Origin of the sequence: Glycomyces buryatensis (assembly GCF_004912275.1) — a bacterium.
GTDB lineage: Bacteria > Actinomycetota > Actinomycetes > Mycobacteriales > Micromonosporaceae > Glycomyces > Glycomyces buryatensis.
On sequence record NZ_STGY01000025.1, the window covers coordinates 1 to 20,583 of the forward strand.

Annotated in this window: 16 protein-coding genes and 1 tRNA gene; all 17 read left to right on the forward strand. The window is 66.6% G+C overall.

Translation table 11 applies throughout. The annotated features are described in order from the left end of the window. Positions 1 to 494 precede the first annotated feature (494 nt). The 17 genes from FAB82_RS06300 to FAB82_RS06375 all read left to right on the forward strand — a co-directional run bounded on the left by FAB82_RS06300 (position 495) and on the right by FAB82_RS06375 (position 20,557). Positions 495 to 2,213 (forward strand): ABC transporter substrate-binding protein, encoded by a 1,719-nt coding sequence (locus FAB82_RS06300; protein WP_168801447.1) that lies wholly within the window; start codon positions 495 to 497, stop codon positions 2,211 to 2,213. A 272-nt stretch (positions 2,214 to 2,485) separates the two neighbouring features. Further along, positions 2,486 to 4,204 (forward strand): ABC transporter substrate-binding protein, encoded by a 1,719-nt coding sequence (locus tag FAB82_RS06305; RefSeq protein WP_136533703.1) that lies wholly within the window; start codon positions 2,486 to 2,488, stop codon positions 4,202 to 4,204. Positions 4,205 to 4,503: 299 nt separating this feature from the next. Further along, positions 4,504 to 6,204 carry an ABC transporter substrate-binding protein gene (locus tag FAB82_RS06310; protein WP_168801448.1) on the forward strand — a complete coding sequence of 567 codons (1,701 nt, stop codon included), beginning with the start codon at positions 4,504 to 4,506 and terminating at the stop codon, positions 6,202 to 6,204. A gap of 415 nt (positions 6,205 to 6,619) precedes the next feature. After that, positions 6,620 to 8,362 carry an ABC transporter family substrate-binding protein gene (locus tag FAB82_RS06315; RefSeq protein ID WP_136533705.1) on the forward strand — a complete coding sequence of 581 codons (1,743 nt, stop codon included), beginning with the start codon at positions 6,620 to 6,622 and terminating at the stop codon, positions 8,360 to 8,362. Between the two features lie 206 nt (positions 8,363 to 8,568). Next, complete coding sequence (locus FAB82_RS06320; RefSeq protein WP_136533706.1) at positions 8,569 to 9,594, forward strand: ABC transporter permease; 1,026 nt, start codon at positions 8,569 to 8,571, stop codon at positions 9,592 to 9,594. Then, positions 9,587 to 10,498, forward strand: coding sequence for an ABC transporter permease (locus tag FAB82_RS06325; protein ID WP_136533707.1), 912 nt, complete (start codon positions 9,587 to 9,589; stop codon positions 10,496 to 10,498). Before FAB82_RS06320 ends, FAB82_RS06325 begins: the two co-directional genes overlap by 8 nt. A gap of 3 nt (positions 10,499 to 10,501) precedes the next feature. Further along, a complete protein-coding gene (locus tag FAB82_RS26905) occupies positions 10,502 to 11,683 on the forward strand; it encodes an ABC transporter ATP-binding protein (protein ID WP_168801449.1) in 1,182 nt (393 codons plus the stop codon). Between the two features lie 5 nt (positions 11,684 to 11,688). Beyond that, the gene (locus FAB82_RS26910) at positions 11,689 to 12,723 is read left to right on the forward strand and encodes an ABC transporter ATP-binding protein (protein ID WP_168801463.1); all 1,035 of its coding nucleotides are present in this window, start codon (positions 11,689 to 11,691) and stop codon (positions 12,721 to 12,723) included. A gap of 102 nt (positions 12,724 to 12,825) precedes the next feature. Further along, positions 12,826 to 13,395, forward strand: a complete 570-nt coding sequence (locus tag FAB82_RS06335; protein ID WP_136533708.1) for an AAA family ATPase — start codon at positions 12,826 to 12,828, stop codon at positions 13,393 to 13,395. A gap of 9 nt (positions 13,396 to 13,404) precedes the next feature. After that, a complete protein-coding gene (locus tag FAB82_RS06340) occupies positions 13,405 to 13,809 on the forward strand; it encodes a VOC family protein (RefSeq protein ID WP_136533709.1) in 405 nt (134 codons plus the stop codon). 3 nt (positions 13,810 to 13,812) lie between these two features. Beyond that, complete coding sequence (locus FAB82_RS06345; protein ID WP_136533710.1) at positions 13,813 to 14,694, forward strand: GNAT family N-acetyltransferase; 882 nt, start codon at positions 13,813 to 13,815, stop codon at positions 14,692 to 14,694. 237 nt (positions 14,695 to 14,931) lie between these two features. After that, a complete protein-coding gene (locus FAB82_RS06350) occupies positions 14,932 to 16,179 on the forward strand; it encodes an ATP-binding protein (protein WP_136533711.1) in 1,248 nt (415 codons plus the stop codon). 231 nt (positions 16,180 to 16,410) lie between these two features. After that, positions 16,411 to 16,493 (forward strand) — tRNA-Leu (locus FAB82_RS06355). A gap of 387 nt (positions 16,494 to 16,880) precedes the next feature. Continuing rightward, entirely contained in the window at positions 16,881 to 19,160 is a 2,280-nt protein-coding gene (locus tag FAB82_RS27440; RefSeq protein ID WP_211116418.1) for an ATP-binding protein, read from the forward strand. Continuing rightward, complete coding sequence (locus tag FAB82_RS06365) at positions 19,160 to 19,609, forward strand: roadblock/LC7 domain-containing protein (RefSeq protein ID WP_136533712.1); 450 nt, start codon at positions 19,160 to 19,162, stop codon at positions 19,607 to 19,609. The genes FAB82_RS27440 and FAB82_RS06365 overlap by 1 nt, the downstream gene beginning before the upstream one ends. Beyond that, positions 19,609 to 19,980: a DUF742 domain-containing protein gene (locus FAB82_RS06370; protein WP_136533713.1), complete on the forward strand. Its 372-nt coding sequence runs from the start codon at positions 19,609 to 19,611 to the stop codon at positions 19,978 to 19,980. The genes FAB82_RS06365 and FAB82_RS06370 overlap by 1 nt, the downstream gene beginning before the upstream one ends. After that, on the forward strand, positions 19,958 to 20,557 hold the full coding sequence (locus FAB82_RS06375) for a GTP-binding protein (RefSeq protein ID WP_136533714.1): 600 nt from the start codon (positions 19,958 to 19,960) through the stop codon (positions 20,555 to 20,557). The genes FAB82_RS06370 and FAB82_RS06375 overlap by 23 nt, the downstream gene beginning before the upstream one ends. Positions 20,558 to 20,583: the final 26 nt, after the last annotated feature.

Below are 20,583 nucleotides of genomic sequence, written 5' to 3' on the forward strand. Positions count from 1 at the left end.
GTCGCTGCCCGTCTGAACCCCGCCCAACACCGGGACAGGGATGCCGGCAACGCCCGCCCGGCCATTCCCCCACCTCTCCATCGCTGCCGCTCGAAGCCCAAGGAGCACGGGGCGGGAAGCTGGAGTGAGGGCCGGGCCGACTCCTTCCCGGCTATCGCCGCCCACACGCGAAAGGCGCGCTCCCCCTTGCAGCTCGACCCACCCCCGCCCTGAACGGAAGCGAGCGGACGGTAGTCGTCCGGTCGCAATGGGGCGGTCTTCGGGCCGTCCCGTTTCCCATGTCTTGGAACAAACATCGCGAACTCATAACGATGGTCTTCCATTTCCACGTATGGCGTTTCCAAAACTCGTCCACCCGTGGAACGCTTTGCCCATTACTGCCGAGGGCGGTCCGCCAGGCCCCCCCCGGAGCCCGCATCCACGTGAGGCAACGTTGCCCAATCCCTTCCCGATGCGAGGGCTTCCCTTGGCCGGAACCTTTGGAGGACATACAAATGGCTCTGACTCGTAGAGCTCTCGGCGGCATCACCATCGGCGGTTCGGCCGCGCTCACCCTCGCCGCCTGCGGCGGCAACCAGGGCGGCGGCGCGGACAACGACGCCGAGCTCGTGTGGGCGGTTTCCTATGCATGGGAAGCCTGGTACATGACCACCACGACCGGCAACAACTCGGCCACCAACCAGGCCATGTCGGCGATGACCCCGGCGGGGAAGATCGGTTACGACTTCGACCCCGAGGGCAACATCTTCTACGACGACGCGATCTTCGCGGGCGCTCCGGAGCTCGTCAGCGAAGAGCCGATGACGCTCAAGTACACGCTGACCGAGGGCGCGCAGTGGTCGGACGGCAAGCCCGTCCGCGTGGAGGACTTCATCTTCTACTGGTACAGCATGTCCGGCAACAAGGACCACGCCAACCAGGAGCTGGCCATCCCCTCCTCGACCGACTGGGGCGCGAACGTAGCCAGCATCGAGCAGGCCGAGGACGGCACCATCGTGGTGACCTATGTCGACGGCTACATCGACCCCGAGTGGGCCTTCACCGGCGGCGTCCACGCGCCCAGTCACTACGCCGAGGAGAACGGCTTCGAGGACTGGCAGAACGACCCGGACGTCATGGGCGAGGCCATCAAGTGGTTCAACGAGAACCTGTGGACCGTCGTCACCGGCCCGTACAAGCCGAAGACCCTCGAGGACGGCAAGCCCGACGCGAAGCTGGGCGAGTACGTCAAGTACGAGATCAACGACAAGTACATGGGCTCGGTCAAGCCGACCATCAAGAACTTCACCACCAGGACGGTCGAGACCCTCGCGAACGAGGTCACCGAGCTGCGCCAGGGCAGCATCGTCGGCTGCTGGCCCAACGAGTTCCTCCTCGAAGAGCTGGAGAAGCTCGACGAGGCCGAGGAGTTCAAGTACGAGACCTATGCGGGCTCCACCTGGAGCCACCTCGACCTCAACTTCAAGAACGAGTTCCTGGCCGATCTCCCGCTGCGCCAGGCCGTCCTCACCGCGATCGACAACGTCGACCTGGCCGCCAAGATCTACCCGGGCACCGAGGTCCCCTGGAAGGGAAACCACTTCTTCAACGAGGGCGACGCCAACTACGTCGACTACATCGGTGAGACCACCCTCGGCTCCGGTGACATCGAGGCCGCCAATCAGATCCTCACCGACGCCGGCTACCAGGGCGTCGGCGATGCGCTGAAGACCAAGGACGGCAAGGAGGTCACCTTCAACTTCCGCTACGCCGACGACTCAGAGCCCGCCAAGCTGATGGGCGAGCTGATCCAGTCCTACCTGGCCGGGATCGGCATCGACCTGGAGCTCAAGAGCTTCGCCACCGACGAGTTCGCGGCCGTGCTCTCCGAGGCCAAGTTCGACCTCATGAGCTTCGCCTGGGTCTCCGACCCCGCGTTCACCGTCGGCCCGGGCCAGTTCTTCGCGTCGGACTCCGGCTCGAACTACGGCAGCTACTCCAACCCCGAGGTCGACGAGGCCATCACCAAGGTCCGCTCCACCTTCGACCTCGACGAGGCCGCCGACTTCGCCAACCAGGTCGGCGAGCTCGCCACCGCGGACGCCTACATGATCCCGCTGTACCAGCGCCCGCTGTCGGTCATCTGGAACTCCAACCTCGTGGAGGGCGTGGAGGTCAACGGCAACAGCCAGTCCGGTCCCCTGTACAACGTCCGTGACTGGAAGCGTCCGTAAAACAGCAGTCCACCAACTGAATTCCTTCGCAGGGCCGATGCCGCATCGGCCCTGCGGCCTTTCCCATGCACTTCGAAATCACGAAATCATCACGAATAAACTCCAGTTAGGCCCGTGGCGGTATCGAATCACTCACCACTGTGAGAGTGTTTGTCGCAACACTGCCGAGGACAGGACCGAGCTTTCCCCACCCGCATCTTTCGGCCGCCCGGCATCGCCGCCGGCGCGCCCGCGGAAAAGCCCCTCGGCATGAACCTAAGAGGAGAACATTCATGGCTCTGACTCGTAGAGCTCTCGGCGGCATCACCATCGGCGGCTCGGCCGCGCTCGCGCTGAGCGCCTGCTCGGACGACGAAGGCGGCTCCGGCAACGCCGAAGTGGTGTGGGCGATCGCCAACCCCTGGGAGGCGTGGTGCGAGACCACCAGCACCGGCAACAACTCGTCGGGCCACCAGGCCATGACACCGATGATCCCGATGGGCGGGGTCGGATACGACTTCACCCCCGACGGCGATGTGGTCTACGACGATGCGATCTTCGACGGCGCCCCCCAGCTGGTGAGCGAGGAGCCGATGGCGCTCCAGTACACCCTCAACCCCGACGCGCAGTGGTCGGACGGCAAGCCGGTCCGCGTGGAGGACTTCATCTTCCATTGGCACGCATTGTCGGGCAACCCCGAGCACGCCAACCAGGATCTGGCCATCCCGGCCTCGATCGACTGGGGCTCCAATGTCGCCTCGATCGAGGAGCAGGAGGACGGCACCATCCTCGTGACCTACATCGACGGCTACATCGACCCCGAGTGGGCCTTCACCGGCGGCGTCTACCTGCCCAGCCACTACGCCGAGGAGAACGGCTTCGAGGACTGGCAGAACGACCCGGACGTCATGGGCGAGGCCATCAAGTGGTTCAACGAGAACCTGTGGACCGTCGTCACCGGCGCGTACAAGCCGAAGACCCTCGAGGACGGCAAGCCCGACGCGAAGATGGGCGAGTACATCAAGTACGAGATCAACGAGAACTACCAGGGCTCGGTCAAGCCGACCATCCAGAACCTGACCATCACGATGGTCCAGACACTGGAGAGCGAGGTCACCGAGCTGCGGCAGGGCACCATCGCCGGCTGCTGGCCCAACGAGTTCTTCACCGAGGAGTTCGACAAGCTCGACGAGCAAGAGGAGCTCACGTACGAGTTCTTCCCGGGATCGCAGTGGACCCACCTCGACTTCAACCTCAACAATGAGTTCCTCTCCGACGTCGCACTGCGCCAGGCCCTGTACACCGCGGTCGACCTCGCGGACATCGCCGAGAAGTCCTACCCCGGCACCGAGGTCTCCATGCGGGGCAGCCACTTCTTCAAGCGGGAGGCCCCCGACTTCGTCGACTACATGGGCGAGCTCACCAAGCAGGGCACCGGTGACCTGGAGGAGGCCAGGCGCATCCTCGAAGAGGCCGGATACACCTGGAACGGCGAGGAAAAGCTCCTGACCCCCGACGGCGCGCAGGTCGCCTTCAACTTCCGCTACGGCCAGGACAGCGAGCTGTCCACGCTGACCGCCGACCTGCTCCAGGCGTACTGGGCGGAGATCGGCGTCGACCTGGAGCTCGTGAGCTACGCCGCCGCCGACTTCACCACGGTGCTCACCGGGTCCGAGTTCGACCTGATCAGCTTCGTGTGGTCGGGCGACCCCGCGTTCACGGTCGGCCCGGGCCAGTTCTTCCAGTCGGAGTCGGGCTCGAACTTCGGCTCGTACTCCGACCCCGAGGTCGACGAGGCCATCCCGATGGTCCGCTCGACCTTCGACCTCGCCGAGGCCGCCGGTTACGCCAACGCGGTCGGCGAGCTCGTCGCGCCGCTCGCCTGGACCCTGCCGATGTTCGACCGGCCGCAGTCGGTCATCTACAACACCAACCTGATCACCGGGCCCGGTCCGAACGGCAACAGCCAATCCGGCCCGCTCTACAACGTTCGCGAGTGGACTCACGCCTAGAGCCTGATTAAAAACCCCGGGACGAACGTCCTGGTCATTCACTGAATTCCTCCGCAGGGCCGATGCCGCATCGGCCCTGCGGCCTATCCACGAGACCGCAATATCACGGAATCATCACGAATAAACTCCAGTTAGGCCCGTGACAGTGTCAAACCGCTCACCGCTGTGACAGTGTTTGTCGCAACAGCGCCGAGGGCAAAACTGAAGCTTTCCCCACCCGCATCTTTCGGCCGCCCGGCATCGCCGTCGGTGCGCCCGCGGAAAAGCCCCTCGGCATGAACCCTAAGAGGAGAACACTCATGGCTTTGACGCGTAGAGCTCTCGGCGGCATCACCATCGGCGGCTCGGCCGCACTCACCCTCGCCGCCTGCGGCGGCAACGAGGGCGGCTCCGGCAACGGTGCGGGCAAGGAAGAGATCACCTGGGCGGTCGCCTCGGGTTGGGCATCTTGGAACCTCAACACCAGCACGGGCTCCAACTCCTACCTTCAGCAGGCGTCGACCCCCATGAACCCGTCGGGTCAGACCGGCGGCGACTTCGACGGCAACGCCGAGTACCACTACGACGACGCCCTCTTCGCCTCCGAGCCCGAACTGGTCAGCGAAGAGCCGATGACGGTCAAGTACGTGCTGAACGAGAAAGCCCAGTGGTCCGACGGCAACCCCGTCCGCGTCGAGGACTTCATCTTCCACTGGTACAGCGTCTCCGGCAACGAGGACCACGCCGACCAGGAGAAGGCCCTGCCGGCCTCCACCAACTGGGGCCCCAACGTCGCCGACATCGTGCAGCAGGACGACGGCTCGATCCACGTGGTCTACATCGACGGCTACAGCGACCCCGAATGGCTGTTCTCCCCCTGCCTCTACCTCCCCAGCCACCTGGCCGACGCCAACGGCTTCGAAGGCTGGCAGGACGACCCGGCCGTCATGGGCGAGGCCATCGCCTGGTTCGAGGAGACGCCCCCCACCGTCGGCACCGGCCCGTACAAGCCCGTCGACGCCAAAATGGGCGAGCACATCATCTACGAGATCAACGAGAACTACCAGGGCTCGATCAAGCCGACCATCAAGAAGGTCACGATGAAGGTCGTCGAGGGCACCGAGGCGATCGTGACCGCGATCCGCAACGGTGAGATCGACGGCGCCTGGCCGAGCGAGTTCTCCGAAGAGGAGAACTCGAAGATCGCCGAGGACCCGGCCATCAAGACCGAGGTCTACCCCGGCTCGATCTGGCTGCACATCGACTGCAACACCAAGGGCCTCCTGTCCGACGTCGAGCTGCGCAAGGCCGTCTTCACCGCCATCGACTCGGCCGACATCGTCGCCAAGAACTACCCCGAGTCGGGCCTGGAGCCCAAGGGCAACCACTTCTTCGCCAACGCCTCCGAGTACTACGTGGACTACGTGACCCCGACCGGTCAGGGCACCGGCGACATCGCCGCCGCCACGGCGATCCTCGAGGCCGCCGGCTACACCGGGATCGGCGACGCGCTCATGACACCGGAGGGCGAGGCCGTCAAGCTCACCTTCCGCTATGGCGAGGGCGACGCCACCCGCACCACCGCCGGCGAGCTCACCCAGGCCTACCTGGCCGAACTCGGTATCGAGGTCGAGCTCAAGTCCATCGCCGACGGCGACCTCGGCCCGGTGCTCGCCGGCGCCGACTTCGACCTGATCATCTTCGGCTGGTCCGGCAACGCCGCGTTCACCCTGGCGCCCAACCAGTACTTCCTGTCGACCTCTGAGTCCAACTACGGCAAGTACGAGAGCGCCGCCGCCGACGAGGCCATCGCGAAGGTCCGCTCGACCTTCGACATCGCCGAGGCCGCCGAGTTCACCAACGCGGTCGACGAGATCGTCGTCCCCGACGCGTACACCCTGCCGCTGTTCGACGAGCCGCAGACGTACTACGCCGTCTCCACCGTCCTGGAGGGCCCCGGCGCCAACGGCTACAGCCAGTCCGGTCCCATCTGGAACATCCGCGAGTGGAAGACCATCTAGTCCCCGAATGAGTCGAGCGGCGGGGCCAGGGCCCCGCCGCTCGACTTCATTGCGGAAGCAGCATTGGTCCGCTGGGCCGATCCCCTTCATCGCGGCAGAAGTAAAGCCCGCTCGGACGATCCCCAATCCGTAATCCGGGCGCCTTTCCACCCGCTTTTCGGTCGATTCGAGTCGGCCCGTCATTGCGACTTCATCTCACCGAAACGAATTCCCGGTCCCAGCGTCGCGTAGCGGGTTTTCCCTGGTGGACAACGGATTTTGAATAATCCCAAATCTATTCAGGGAATGAATATCACGGGAATATAACGAACGAAGCTCATCTCTGGTTCGACTCTGCGAAAGTCGTGATTCCCGTGGAAGGCTGTAGTTCGCGTCACGCGGCCCCGCCGGTAGACGCCCACCCACGAGAGGAACCATGAAGCGACACCTCAAGGCGTCCGCGGCTGCCGTCTCGGCCGCCGCGCTGGTACTCACCGCGGCCCTGGCCGGCTGCGGTCAGGACGCGACGGCCTCCGCCGGACTCGGCGACTGCACGACCGATCCGGTCGGCTGCAACGCGGGTGAGCGGATCGACGGCGGCGAGGTCACCTGGGCCGTCGACGGCTCGTGGGTCGGTTGGAACACCGTCAAGACCAGCGACAACAACGCCTACGTCACGCAGGCGCTCGTCGGCATGTGGCCCACCGCGGGCCAGTTCGGCCCCGACGGCAAGTGGGTCGTCAACGACGGCCTCTTCGCGGCCGATCCCGAGATCGTCTCGGAGAACCCCGTCCAGGTCAAGTACACCCTTCAGGACGGCGCGAACTGGGGCGACGGCACCGACATCTCCATCGACGACTTCATCTACCACTGGTATGCCAACTCCGGCGACCAGGACCTGTGCGACGGCTGCACCCCGGCCTCCGACTCCTGGGGCTCCCAGGTCGAGTCCATCGAAGGCTCGGGCGACGACGTCACCATTACCTACAAGGACTCCTACCACTCCGCCGAGTGGCAGTACGAGGAAGTCCTCTCCGCCCCGGCCCACGTCGCCGAGGACGCTGATTTCGATTGGGAGTACGACGCGGCGGCCATGAAGGACTCCCAGGACTACTTCTCGGAGACCGTCCCGACCTGGACCACCGGTCCGTACCGGATCACCAAGGCCGTGGCCGGCGACTACGTCATGTACGAGCCCAACCCCGACTGGGCCGGCTCCGCCGAGGTCACGCTCGACAAGGTGACCTTCCGCGTCATGGAGGGCCTGGACTCGATCGTCACGGCACTGCGCAACGGCGAGATCGACGGCGCCTCCCCGGCCACCGTCGACGTCGAGACGATCACCCAGCTCGAAGGCGCCGACGACGTCTCCTACGCGATCGCCGGCGGCAATGGCTGGGAGCACATCGACCTCAACGTCGAGAACGAGTTCTTGTCCGACCCGGTGCTGCGCACGGCCGTGCTGACCGCGATCGATGTCGAGAACATCATCGAACGCACCCACGCCTACGTGCAGTCCGACATCGAGCGCAAGCTCAACCCGTTGTTCCGCAACGACTCCGAGTACTTCCAGGACTTCCTCACCGTCACCGGCCAGGGCACGGGCGACATCGAACTGTCGGTCGGCCTGCTCACCGATGCCGGCTACGAGTGGGACGAGAACACCCGCCTCATCACGCCGGAGGGCGAGCGGGTCGAGCTGGACTACCGCTACACCCAGTCCAAGGAGTCCCGCGTGACCACCGCCGAGCTGGTGCAGGCCAACCTGTCCGGCCTCGGCATCAAGGTCAACCTCGTCCCGATCCCGGACGCGGACCTGGGAACGGTGCTCGGCGAACACGACTTCGACATGGTCAACTTCGGCTGGTCCCAGACCCCGACCTTCGTGAACTCCGTGAACCAGTACTGGAGTTCGGACTCCGGTTCCAACTTCGGCCGGCTCGACGACGAGGAGCTGGACGGGATGATCGACCAGGTCTCCGGGACGCTGGACTTCGACGAGGCGGCCGAACTGGCCAATGTCGCGGTCAAACAGGTCGTGGCGGACGCCTACACACTGCCCCTCGTGGACACACCGGTCGCGGTCATGGTCTCCGATAGGTTGGTCAACGTCCGCGACAATTGGGCTTCGCAGCAGCGGGCCGGGTACAACATCGCGGAATGGGGAGTGTCGGAGTGAAGGCGCAAGCATCGCCTCCGAGACGGCCCCCGAACCCAGTAGAACGGGGTGGCACGGAGTGAGGTCGGGTAGCGGGGCAGGTCCCGCGCGCTCAGGCCGCGGCAAGAGGAGTAAGTAGTGAGTGATGACGGGCCATGCCCGTTGATGCATGAGGGCCGGCCGGCAGGCGAGCCGTTCCACCGCAAAGAAACCGTTAACGAGGCATTATGGTTGTATTCATAATCCGGCGCACCCTATTGATGATCCCGGTGCTGCTGGGTGCGACCCTCCTGTCCTTCATCCTGGTCGATCTTTCCAACGACCCGGTGGCGGAGCAGGTTTTCCAGATCCAGCAGTCCACGGGCGAGGCCGTCCCCCAGTCGACCGTCGACGCCATCGAGTCGCAGCTGTACTACGACCGGTCCCTCCCCGAGCGATACTGGCTCTGGCTCACCGGCATCGGCGAGACCAATGGCGACATCGGCCTGTTGCAGGGCGAGTGGGGCCCGTCGATCGAGGGCACCGCCGTCGATATCGGCTACGAGATCTCCACCAGGTTCTGGATCACTCTGAGGCTCGTCCTCTTCGCCACCGTCGCCTCGATCGGCATTGCCATTCTCTCGGGTGTGGTCAGCGCGGTCAAGCAGTATTCCAGGGTCGACTACTCCCTGACCTTCGTCGGCTTCCTCTTCCTGGCCATGCCCTCCTTCTGGCTCGGCTCACTGCTGAAGGAAGCGGCGGTCCAGGCCAATAAGGGGCTGGGGTCGACCGTCCTCCAGACGTACGGCTCGGGCACCACCGGTTTCCAGGGCACGGGTTGGGAGGTCTTCGTCGACTCCCTGCCCTACCTGGTGGTCCCGACCCTGGTGCTGACGCTGGCCGGATACGCGGCCATCTCCCGCTACCAGCGCGCCAGCATGCTCGAGGTCATGAACTCCGACTACGTGCGCCTGGCCCGCGCCAAGGGCGTCCGCAACGGCACCGTCATGCGGCGCCACGCCCTGCGGACCGCGCTCATCCCCGTCGCGACCTTCGCGCCGCTGAGCCTCGCCGGCGCGATGGGCGGCGCGATCGTCACGGAGCGGATCTTCGGCTGGAGGGGCCTGGGGGCCTACTCCTACGACGCGATCCTGCACGGCGACTCCTTCGCCGTCATGGCATACCTGCTCATCTCCGGGATCGTCGTCCTCATCGGCGTCCTGATCTCCGACCTCCTGTACGGCGTGCTCGACCCGAGGATTCGCTATGAGTAACTTGCACACCGCCATGCTTGAAGCGGAAGCCATCACGACCAAGGAACGCGGCCAGTGGTCGATGGTGATGACGCGGTTCTTCAGGCACCGCGCCGCCGTCATCAGCCTCGTGATCTTCGTCCTCATCGTGCTCTTCGCCTACATCGGGCCGTTCCTGTGGAAGTGGGACTACAAGATCCACTCCGAGATCCCCTCGTGGGTCGGACCGAGCCTGGACCACCCGTTCGGCACGGACAAGGCCGGACGCGACATGCTCGGCGCGATGATGCAGGCGACCAAGCAGTCGATGAACGTCGCGCTCGTCGTGGCGGTCGGCTCGACCGTCATCGGCGCGCTCGTCGGCGCCTGCGCCGGGTTCTACCGCGGCTGGGTCGACTCGGTGCTCATGCGCATCGTCGACGTGCTGTTCGTGATCCCGTTCCTGGTCATCACGGCCGCCATCGCCGGTGCGATCGACGGTGGCGCGCAGTGGTACCACATGGCGTTCATCCTCGCGGTCTTCGGCTGGCTCTCCACCGCCCGCGCCGTGCGCGCCGAGGTGCTGAGCCTGCGCGAGAAGGAGTTCATCGAGGCCGCCAAGGCCGCCGGCGGCTCCGACTGGCACATCATCACCAAGCACCTCATCCCGAACACGATGAGCGTCATCATCGTCTCGGCCACCCTCCAGATCGCCTTCGCGATCCTGTCGGAGACGACCCTGTCGTTCCTCGGGCTCGGCATCCAGAGCCCCGACACCTCGCTCGGCCTCCTCATCGAGGCCGCGGGCGCGTCGGCGTTCAACGAGCACTGGTACCTGTTCTACATTCCGGGTCTGATGATCATCCTGATCGCGCTCACCATCAACTTCATCGGTGACGGACTGCGAGATGCTCTCGACCCGCGGCAGACGATGGTGAGGCGTTAACCGATGGACCTGACAGTCAACGGCACCAGAGCGGACGGACAGTCCGGCAAGGGGCCCAAGGGAAACCTCGTCCTCGAGGTCAAGGACCTCAACGTGGCCTTCCCGACCGACGACGGGCTCGTGCACGCCGTCCGCGGCGTCTCGTACGACCTGCGCCGGGGCCAGAGCCTCGGCATCGTCGGCGAGTCCGGCTCGGGCAAGTCGGTCACCTCCATGGCCGTCATGGGCCTGCTCCCGAAGACCGCCCAGGTCTCGGGCTCGGCCAAGCTGGAGGGCGAGGAGCTCCTCGGCCTGAACGACGCCGCGCTCTCGAAGGTGCGCGGCAAGCGGATCTCGATGATCTTCCAGGACCCGCTGACCAGCCTCAACCCGGTGTACACCGTCGGGTTCCAACTGGCCGAGGCCATCCGGGTGCACTACCCGGACGTGAAAAAGGCCGAGGCCCGCACCCGCTCGATCGACCTGCTCGACATGGTCGGCATCCCGAACCCGCAGCAGCGGGTCGACGCCTACCCGCACGAGCTGTCGGGCGGTATGCGCCAGCGCGTGGTCATCGCCATCGCGATGGCCAACAACCCGGACGTCATCATCGCCGACGAGCCGACCACGGCCCTCGACGTGACCGTCCAGGCGCAGGTCCTGGAGGCGCTGGAGAAGGCCCGCGAGGAAGTCAACGCGGCCCTGATCCTCATCACGCACGACCTCGGAGTCATCGCCGGGCACACCGACGACGTACTGGTCATGTACGCGGGCAAGCCGGTCGAGCAGGGCACGGTCGACGAGATCTTCTACGAGCCGCGCATGCCCTACACGCTCGGCCTGATCGGCTCGCTGCCGCGCATGGACGAGGACCGGGGCCGCCGGCTCACGCCCGTCCACGGCACGCCGCCGTCAATGCTGCACCTCCCGCCGGGCTGCCCGTTCCGGCCGCGTTGCCCGATGTCGCAGGACATCTGCTCCGAGGTCGAACCGGGGCTGGAGCCGGTCTCGGAGACCGGGCACGTCTCGGCCTGCCACTTCGCCGACCAGTTGGAGGGCAAGCGGCCCATCGACGTGTTCACGTCGGATGCCTCTGACGCCGAGCTCGCGGCCGAGGTCGACGCCGAAGTCGAGGCGACCGAGACCGAGACCGAGACGGCCGAGACCGACACAGCGCAGTCCAACGACCCGCAGGAGGGCAAGTGAACGCCATGCTCGACTCGCCGCAGGCGCAGCCGGTCCCGGTCATCGAGGGCCGCGACCTCGTCAAGGAATTCCCGGTGCGCTCCAAGGGGATCGTGCGGCGCAAGGTCGGCGCGATCCACGCCGTCTCGGGCGTGAACCTGGAGATCGGCGCGAACGAGACGCTGGCCCTGGTCGGCGAGTCCGGCTGCGGCAAGTCCACGACCGCGCGGCTGATGATGAACCTCATCCCACCGACCTCGGGCGAGGTGCTGTACGACGGGCGGGATCTGACCAGCCTGTCGCGCAAGCAGATGCGTCCGGTCAGGCGCGACATCCAGCTGGTCTTCCAGGACCCGATGGCGTCGCTCGACCCGCGCATGACGGTCTTCGAGATCATCGCCGAGCCGCTGCGGGTGCACGGCATGTTCAAGAACGGCGGCCGCGACCGGGTCAACAGCCTGATCGAGATCGTCGGACTGAACCCCGAGCACCGCAACCGCTACCCGCACGAGTTCTCCGGCGGCCAGCGCCAGCGCATCGGCGTCGCCCGCGCGCTCGCGCTCCAGCCGCGGGTCCTCATGCTGGACGAGCCGGTGAGCGCCCTGGACGTGTCGATCCAGGCCGGCGTCATCAACCTGCTGGAGGACCTCCAGGACGAGTTGGGCCTGTCCTATCTGTTCGTGTCGCACGACCTCTCCGTGGTCCGCCACATCGCGGACAAGGTGTCGGTCATGTACCTGGGCAAGATCGTCGAGGAGGGCACCACGGACCAGCTCTTCGCCGGCCCGGCCCACCCGTACACGCAGGCGCTGATGTCGGCGATCCCGCTGCCGGACCCGCGAAAGGAGCGGACGCGCGAGCGCATCGTCCTCCAGGGCGATGTGCCGAGCCCGTCCAACCCGCCTTCGGGTTGCAGGTTCCGGACGCGCTGCCCGCTGTTCCAGACGCTCTCGGAGGGCCACCAGGCCAAGTGCATCGAGGTGGAGCCCCTGCTCCGCTCCGACCACGCGGGCCTGACCCGGGCGGCCTGCCACTACGCGGAGCCGAAGCAGCTGGTCTAGTGATCGACGGCTTCAACTGAGGCCGTAGGAAAGCGAGCGACAGGGGCCGTCCAGCAAAGCTGTGGGGCGGCCCTTGCCGCGTCCTCCCGTAGAGTCCTGGAGATGCCCAGACTCATCCTCCTCAACGGGGCCCCGGCGACCGGGAAGTCGACCCTCGCCGAGCGCTACCTGGCGGACCACCCGATGGCGCTGAACCTCGACATCGACCGGCTCCGGCGATGGCTGGGCCGCTGGAAGGACGACCCGGGCGCGGCGGGCCTGCGGGCGAGGGCGATCGCCCTCGCCGGGGCGAGGGACCATCTGACCGCCGGATTCGACGTGGTGGTCCCGCAACTGCTGGGGCGAACGGAGTTCATCGAGCAGCTCGAGGCGACGGCGGCCGAGGCGGGCGCGCGGTTCCACGAGATCTACCTCGAGGATTCCGTCGAGAACGCGCTCCGGCGCTTCGCCGCCAGAACCGAGGCGGCCGCCGACCCCGTCCATGCCGACGCCCACGTCCTCCTCCCCGACGGCGAGGCCACCCTGCGGCGGATGCACGAGGCGGTCGAGGCCATGAAGGCGAAGCGCCCCCAGGCGATCGGAGTCAAGACGATCCCGGGAGACGTGGAGCGGACGTACGCCGCCCTGCTGGACGCCGTAAATAGGGCGCACATTCAGGACCGCGAATGTTAGCTTCGCGGAATGACTATGCAATGGCAAGCCATCTCCGTGGACTGCGACGACCCTCGAACCCTCGGAGCCTGGTGGGCCGAGTTCCTCGGCTGGCGCATGACCTTCGAAAGCGACGAGGAGACGGTCCTCGAACCGCCGAAGGGCAGCCCCCAGGACGGCGTATCGCCCGACATCCTGTTCCTCAAGGTCCCCGAGGGGAAGTCGGTCAAGAACCGCCTGCACCTCGACCTGCGACCCCAGGACCAGGCCGCGGAAGTCGCCCGGGCCGAAGCGCTCGGAGCGACCAGAGTCGATATCGGCCAAGGCAATCCGACCTGGGAGGTCATGGCCGATCCGGCCGGGAACGAGTTCTGCATCCTGCGGGCCTTCACCGCCGCGGAACTGGCCGAGATCAACGGCGAAGAGGCGGCCTAGCCGATGGCGGTCGTGATGAACAGGCCCGAAATCGACGGGCTCGAGGAAGCCATTGTCGTGCTGCGGGAATGGCAGTACGACGGGGCCCCGATGCAACTGCATCCAGGGGACCTGGGCTGGTTCTGGCGGTTCGGCGCGGCGGCGACCGCCGCGGCGGTCCGGACCTGGAGCCGGGACGGACGGGTGCTCGCCGTCGGATTGCTCGACGGGCCCGGGCTGCTGCGGATCACGTTCGCGCCGGACGCGATGCGGGACGAGGAGCTGGCCCGGGGCGTGGTCGAGGACGTGACCGAGCCCGAGCGCGGCGTCCTGAACGCCGGGAAGGCGAACATCGAGGCCCCGGCGGGCGCGCTCGTCCACAGTCTGCTGTCCGAGCGGGGCTGGAGAACCGACGAGCCGTGGTCGCCCCTGCGCCGCGACCTCACCGAGCCGGTCGAGACCGCCCTGTTCGCGGACATGGGCTTGCGTATCGAGGTGGTCGGGCCGGAGCGAGTGGACGTGCGGACCGCCTTGCAGCGGGCCTCGTTCGACGGGTCGACGTTCACGGACGAGCGCTGGCACGCGATGGCGGCCGGGCCGGCCTACGCCGACGCCCGCTGCCTGGTCGCTTACGACGACCGCGGCAACGGGGTGGCCACCGCGACGGTGTGGTCGGCCGGCGTGGGCCGGCCCGGGCTGCTCGAACCGGTTGGCGCGCATCGGGAGCATCGCGGTCACGGATACGGCAAGGCGATCACCGTCGCCGCGGCGGCCGCGCTTCGGGAACTGGGCGCTTCGAGCGCGGTGGTCTGCACGCCGAGCTCCAATGTCGCCGGAGTCGCCGCCTACAAGTCCGCCGGCTTCCAGCCACTCCCCGAAGTCCACGATAAATACAGGGACGCATAGGTGGTGTCCGGCGATGCCGAACGGTCTGGCTTAGGGACCTTGGTCCCTGAGGAGAACCGCGAATCATCACTGCCAGGTCCGCCGCACGGTGTACCCATGCCTTGATCTCGGTACTACACCATCGACTCCGGGCCGACTCGATTTAACCGGAAAACCAACACTGAATGTATCAGGAAAACGTCACTCTACACACCGGAATTTTATCAATTCCCTAGTCATCACGTGTAAGATACGCTCATGGAGCCTCATCGACCATACATCGACCGCATCATCGACCCGATCCTGCTCGAGCTCTTCGCCACACTGCCCGCGTTGATGCTGACCGGTCCACGTGCGACGGGCAAGACCACCACGGCCGCTCGTCTGGCTGAATCAGTGCTGCGATTCGACAAGCGCGAGCAGGCGGCCGTGTTCGAAGCGGACCCCGATGCCGCACTGGCGAGCTTCCCGGAACCGATCCTCATCGATGAGTGGCAGCTGGTTCCGAACGTGCTCGGTGCCGTCAAGCGCGCCGTCGATGCCGACCATCGCCCAGGACGATTCATCCTCACCGGGTCGAGCCGGGATCAGCTCGACTCCCAGATGTGGCCTGGCACTGGGCGAATCGTGCAGAAGTCCATGACGGGGCTGACCCGGCGCGAAATCGAGGGTGATCCAACGAGAGTGCCGTTCATCGACCGTGTTGCGGCCGAAGGCCACAAAGCAGTCGCCCCGTCTCCAACTGACCTCGGCTTGGCTGACTACCTTGACCTCGCGCTGAGCGGTGGTTTCCCCGAGCCCCTGTCATACCCTCCAGGGTTGGCCCGCGACGACTGGTTCGCCAGCTATATCAACCAACTCGTGACCCGTGACGCGCAAGGACTCGACGGGCACCGCGACCCTGTCAGGCTGCGGCGGTTCTTCACCGTGCTGGCGCTAACCAGCGCGGGGATCGTCACCGATAAGACGCTTTACGACAAGGCCGAGGTCAACCGAGCGACCGCCGTTGCCTACCAGCAACTCTTGGAAGCGCTCTTCATCCTTTACCGTGTACCCGCTTGGAGTACGAACCGTCTTAAACGACTCACTAAGGCTCCCAAGCGGTACCTGGCCGATCCGGCGTTGCTTTGTTCCGCTGCCGGCCTTGACCGCATCGGGATCATGCGCGATGCCGACTTGCTCGGACGGGTCATCGACACGTTTGTCACGGCTCAGTTGCGCGGCGAAGTGGCCGCCTGCCGTACTCGGCCGGAGTTCTTCCATCTCCGGCAGGAGGACGGCGCCCATGAAGTCGACCTCGTCATCGAGCTGGCCGACCAGCGTGTGATCGCGGTGGAGATCAAGGCGGATTCCACTCCGACCCGCAAGGCGGCCAGGCATCTAATATGGATGCGTGACGCCCTCGGAGACCAGTTCGCACACGGTTTGCTCCTGCACACCGGCCCGATGGCGACTCAAATGGATGAGCGAATCACCGCCGCACCGATCAGTGCCATCTGGAGGTGAAGGATGACGCGGTAGGTCGGCCGGCTTCCATCCGCTCCCCGAAGTCCACGATAAATACAGGGACGCATAGGTGGTGTCCGGTGATGCCGAACGGTCTGGCTTAGGGACCTTGGTCCCTGATTTCTTCTGTCGGGTACCCGACAGATTCCGTTCCCGTACCCAGCGTGTCACATTGGGCGACTTCAAGATCCCCATTGGTCCGAGAATTTCGCTAGCGTGTTCCGGGTACGGGCCCGAGTGGTGAAATCTGGTAGACACAGTCGGCTTAAAACCGGCCGTCATAAGGCATGCGGGTTCAAATCCCGTCTCGGGCACAGGTTCCGATCCCCATGGATCTCCGTGCCGGTCGGTGAGGTCCCTTCCGTGATCGCCCCTCGTCCCCCGTTCGTGTTCCCTCCCTGTCCTTTCCGAGATTCCATGCCTGCTCAATGCCGCGATCAATGCTCCACTCTGTGCACTCGTCCGCCGGTTTCCGGCCCGTCCGGCGCTCCTGCGGACGTCCGCACATCCCATGTATCTGTAAGCCTTGCTGCGTGAATCCGCAGGTTGACTAAGCAAGGCGGTCATGCTATCCAAGGACCTGAGCGTTGATACCATTCTGTCGAACCTGGCGGTCTGGGGACCCGTTTCCCAACCGCCACAATGACTTTGCCAAGATCCAGGTATCGCGAAGTCGGTAAGCCCGTGTCGTGAGGATGGCGATGCCCGAACAAACTCGGACCACTACCCAGACATACCAAGCAGAATGGCCCCCACACCAGACCGGCAGCAATTCCAGTAACGCCCCAAGCCACACCCCCAATCGCGCCCCGGGTTCGACCCAGGGCGGCGACTCCGCGGCGGAGCTCCGGCCCCGCCTGATGCGGCTGGCGCTCCTGCCGGTCGTCGCTGTCGCCGTCATAGGCGCCGGGGTCACGGTCTTCTTCTCCCTGGCCCCCACCGCCCCTTCCTGGGGCCCGCTCGCCGTGTTCGGCTCCTCTGTGGTCCTCGTCGTGGTCATCGGATACTTCGCGGTGCACAACGCGGGCAAGATCGATGACGACCTGGGCCGCAAGGTATCCGGCATTCGCAGGTCGACGACCGAGACCCACTACAAGGTCTGGCAGATCATCGACGACCTGCAGCGGGGCCTGCCGCCGGACCAGCGACGGTTCATCCCCATGCCGTCCGGCGCGGACGCCGCGGGAGGCTCCGGCTCGTCCGACTCCACGGAGACGGCCCTGCGCCGCCTCGGCGTAGCCGCCCGCGAACTTCGCGCCGCGGCCGAGGCGATCGCCTCGCGCTCGTTCCCCGCCCAGGCCCCGGCAGCGGCGACCCAGAACGGGCAATCCCGGCCGCCGACCGCGCTTCCGGCCGGTCCCGCCATGCCCGCCGGCGCGAACGGGGTGAGCGCCTCGATCGGATCGGAGCCCGGCGCGCCCGCCGATATCGCCGGCAAGGTCCCCAATCCGGCCCCCACCCTCCCGAACCTCGATGAGCCGCGCGTCGGCATCTTCGTCAACCGGGCCCGCCGGCTCCAGACCCTCGCCCACCGCGAGATCGTGGAGTTGGACGAGCTCGAGCGCCAGGTCGAGGACCCCGCACTCCTGAAGGCGCTCTTCTCCATCGACCACCTGGCGACCCGCGTGCGACGCCACGCCGAGAACCTCGCGGTCCTCGGTGGCGGCCCCTCGCACCGCCAGTGGTCGCGTCCGGTCAACCTCTACGAGGCGCTGCGCTCCTCGATCGCCGAGGTCGAGCAGTACGCCCGGGTGAAGCTGGTGCGGCCCATCGAGGGCACGATCCAGGGGCACGCGGTCGCGGACTTCGTCCACCTCGTGGCGGAGCTCATCGAGAACGCCACCATGTTCTCCGAACCGAACACCCAGGTCCTCATTCGCGCCTCCCGGGTCCGCTCCGGTCTCGCCGTCGAGGTCGAGGACCGCGGCCTCGGAATGGGCCAGGAGGAACGCGAGCACTACAACCGGATGCTGTCCTCGCCCGAGACGATCGACTTCGACGAGCTGCTGGCGGACGGCCGCATCGGCCTGTACGTGGTCTCGATGCTGGCCCGCCGCCACGGACTGACCGTCCAGTTGCAGTCCAATATCTACGGCGGCACACAGGCCGTCGTGGTCATCGGGCCCGACGTGCTCGGCGACAGCGTGAAGATCGACGCGACGGAGGACGAGGGCGAGTCGGCCCGGAGTGCTCATTCGGGTGACCCCAAGGAGATCCCGCTCGAACCGCCGCGGCCGCGAGGCACCGAGTCGACCCCGGCTCCGGTCCAGACCCAGCCGCCGGTCGCGGCTCCCGAGCCGGACCCGACTACTACGCCCGTCCGCCGGCCGGCCGGCCCGGCCACGCAGGTGCCGTCGGTCCAGCTGGGCCAGCCGCCGAGGAGCGCGCCGCCCGGGCAGCACGCCACCCGGCCGAGGCCGATGGCCGGGAGCGGCCACGGGCCTTCGAACGGCTTCGCCCCGGGCAACACCGGCGCGATCCCCGTCCCTCGCCCGGGCCCCGAACCCGGCGCGCCGCCCGGGCCGATCGCCCCGATAGCTCCCTCGCCGACGCCGCCGGCCCTGACCGCCGGTCCGCCGACCGAGGAGTTCGACGCCTTCGCCGAGGACTTCGACCCCTTCGGAGCCTCCCCGCCGCCGGGCGCCCACAGCGCGCCGGAGCATCCCGACTACTGGTCCGGGGACCGGTCCAGTGACCGGTCCGCGGAGCAATACCCCGACCAATACTTCGACCGACCACCCGAGTCCAGACCCGAGGCCAGACCCGACGACCGTCCCCCGCTTCCCAAGCGGACCCGCCAGGCCCACCTGGCGCCGCAGCTGCGGGACGAGGCCCAGAGCCGCGTCACCTCGGAGGTCGGCCACGACCCCGGCCTGATGTCGGCCTTCCGGAAGGGCCGCACCAGAGGCGACACCCCCGAAGACCAGACGATTCCCGAAATCGAAAGTTCCGTAACTCCGAACAACGACGAGGAGGCCTGATGGCAGGCGATGAAGCAGCGTCACCGGCATCCGATCTAGGTTGGTTGCTCGCGAGCCTGGTCAAGAAGGTTCCGCACGCCCGCAGCGCGCTCTTGCTCTCGGCTGACGGCATCAAGAAAGCCTACAGTGGACTCGACATCGACCAGGCCGACCAGCTCGCCGCGATCGCCTCGGGCATGTTCTCCCTGGCGCGCAGCGCCGGAGCGCAGTTCGGCGCGAACCCGGGAGTCCGACAGGTCATAGCCGAGCTGGACGACACGCTCCTGTTCGTCTCCACCGCCGGATCCGGCGCGGTGCTGGCCGTCGCGGCCAGCCGCGACGCCGACCCCGGACTGGTCGGCTTCGAGATGTCGATCCTGGTCAAGAGCGTGCGGCCCGTCCTGGAGACGCCCATGCGCAGCCCAGCGGCCGCCAGCGGGGCGGTAACCGCCAACGATGCGGTGGGCTGATGGCCGACTACGAGGAACGCCCGCTGCTCGACGATGACGCCGGACCCCTGATCCGGCCGTACATGGCCAGCGGTGGGCGCACCACGCCATCGGCGTCGCTCGACCTGCTCACGCTCGTCTGGGGCACCGGCCGCGTGGCACTATCGCATGTGGAGCCAGAGCACGCCGAAGTGCTCCTGCTCTGCAAGGATCCGATCTCGGTGGCGGAGATATCGGCGCACATGCGGTTGCCCGCGATGGTCATCAAGGTCCTGGTGTCAGATCTCCTCGAGCGCGGCGCCGTGGCCGCCCTGTCGCCGGACCCCTCCGCAGACACCACCAACACAACTGTATTGGAGGCACTCCTCAATGGCCTACAACGGCGACTTTGAGGCGGCCGAACCCCGGTCGCAGGGACTGCCCACCGCGCTCAAACTCCTTGTCGCGGGCGGCTTCGGCGCCGGTAAGACGACCTTCGTCGGAGCGGTCTCCGAGATCGAACCGCTCAGCACCGAGGAGACGATCACCACCGCCTCCATCGGCACCGACGACCTGACCGGAGTGGGGGACAAGCGGACCACCACCGTCGCCCTCGACTTCGGACGGATCACCATCGATTCGCAGTACATCCTGTACCTGTTCGGCACCCCTGGACAGGACCGGTTCTGGTACATGTGGAACGAGCTGTCCGAAGGCGCGTTCGGTGCGGTCGTCCTGGCCGACACCCGCCGACTCGAAGACTGCTTCCCCTCCCTGGACTTCTTCGAGCGGCGCGGCACCCCGTTCATCGTGGCGGTCAACGAGTTCGAAGGCGGCCACGACTACGGGCCCGAGGAGGTCCGAGCCGCGCTCGACCTCCCGCCCGGCGTCCCCATCGTCGGCTGCGACGCCCGCGATCCCCGGTCCGCCACCATGGTTCTGGTCACGCTGACCAAACACCTGATCTCGGCCGCATCCGCGACCGTTTAAGTCCGCCACCTGGTTCTGGTCACGCT

What these genes read in the sequence shown, in the direction of transcription:
- FAB82_RS26905 (WP_168801449.1), top strand. Translation starts at nt 10,502, where the DNA reads ATGGACCTGACAGTCAACGGCACCAGAGCGGACGGACAGTCCGGCAAG.
- FAB82_RS06320 (WP_136533706.1), top strand. Translation starts at nt 8,569, where the DNA reads ATGGTTGTATTCATAATCCGGCGCACCCTATTGATGATCCCGGTGCTG.
- FAB82_RS06350 (WP_136533711.1), top strand. Translation starts at nt 14,932, where the DNA reads ATGGAGCCTCATCGACCATACATCGACCGCATCATCGACCCGATCCTG.
- FAB82_RS06305 (WP_136533703.1), top strand. Translation starts at nt 2,486, where the DNA reads ATGGCTCTGACTCGTAGAGCTCTCGGCGGCATCACCATCGGCGGCTCG.
- FAB82_RS06365 (WP_136533712.1), top strand. Translation starts at nt 19,160, where the DNA reads ATGGCAGGCGATGAAGCAGCGTCACCGGCATCCGATCTAGGTTGGTTG.
- FAB82_RS06325 (WP_136533707.1), top strand. Translation starts at nt 9,587, where the DNA reads ATGAGTAACTTGCACACCGCCATGCTTGAAGCGGAAGCCATCACGACC.
- FAB82_RS06345 (WP_136533710.1), top strand. Translation starts at nt 13,813, where the DNA reads ATGGCGGTCGTGATGAACAGGCCCGAAATCGACGGGCTCGAGGAAGCC.
- FAB82_RS06300 (WP_168801447.1), top strand. Translation starts at nt 495, where the DNA reads ATGGCTCTGACTCGTAGAGCTCTCGGCGGCATCACCATCGGCGGTTCG.
- FAB82_RS06340 (WP_136533709.1), top strand. Translation starts at nt 13,405, where the DNA reads ATGACTATGCAATGGCAAGCCATCTCCGTGGACTGCGACGACCCTCGA.
- FAB82_RS26910 (WP_168801463.1), top strand. Translation starts at nt 11,689, where the DNA reads ATGCTCGACTCGCCGCAGGCGCAGCCGGTCCCGGTCATCGAGGGCCGC.
- FAB82_RS06310 (WP_168801448.1), top strand. Translation starts at nt 4,504, where the DNA reads ATGGCTTTGACGCGTAGAGCTCTCGGCGGCATCACCATCGGCGGCTCG.
- FAB82_RS06370 (WP_136533713.1), top strand. Translation starts at nt 19,609, where the DNA reads ATGGCCGACTACGAGGAACGCCCGCTGCTCGACGATGACGCCGGACCC.
- FAB82_RS27440 (WP_211116418.1), top strand. Translation starts at nt 16,881, where the DNA reads ATGCCCGAACAAACTCGGACCACTACCCAGACATACCAAGCAGAATGG.
- FAB82_RS06335 (WP_136533708.1), top strand. Translation starts at nt 12,826, where the DNA reads ATGCCCAGACTCATCCTCCTCAACGGGGCCCCGGCGACCGGGAAGTCG.
- FAB82_RS06315 (WP_136533705.1), top strand. Translation starts at nt 6,620, where the DNA reads ATGAAGCGACACCTCAAGGCGTCCGCGGCTGCCGTCTCGGCCGCCGCG.
- FAB82_RS06375 (WP_136533714.1), top strand. Translation starts at nt 19,958, where the DNA reads ATGGCCTACAACGGCGACTTTGAGGCGGCCGAACCCCGGTCGCAGGGA.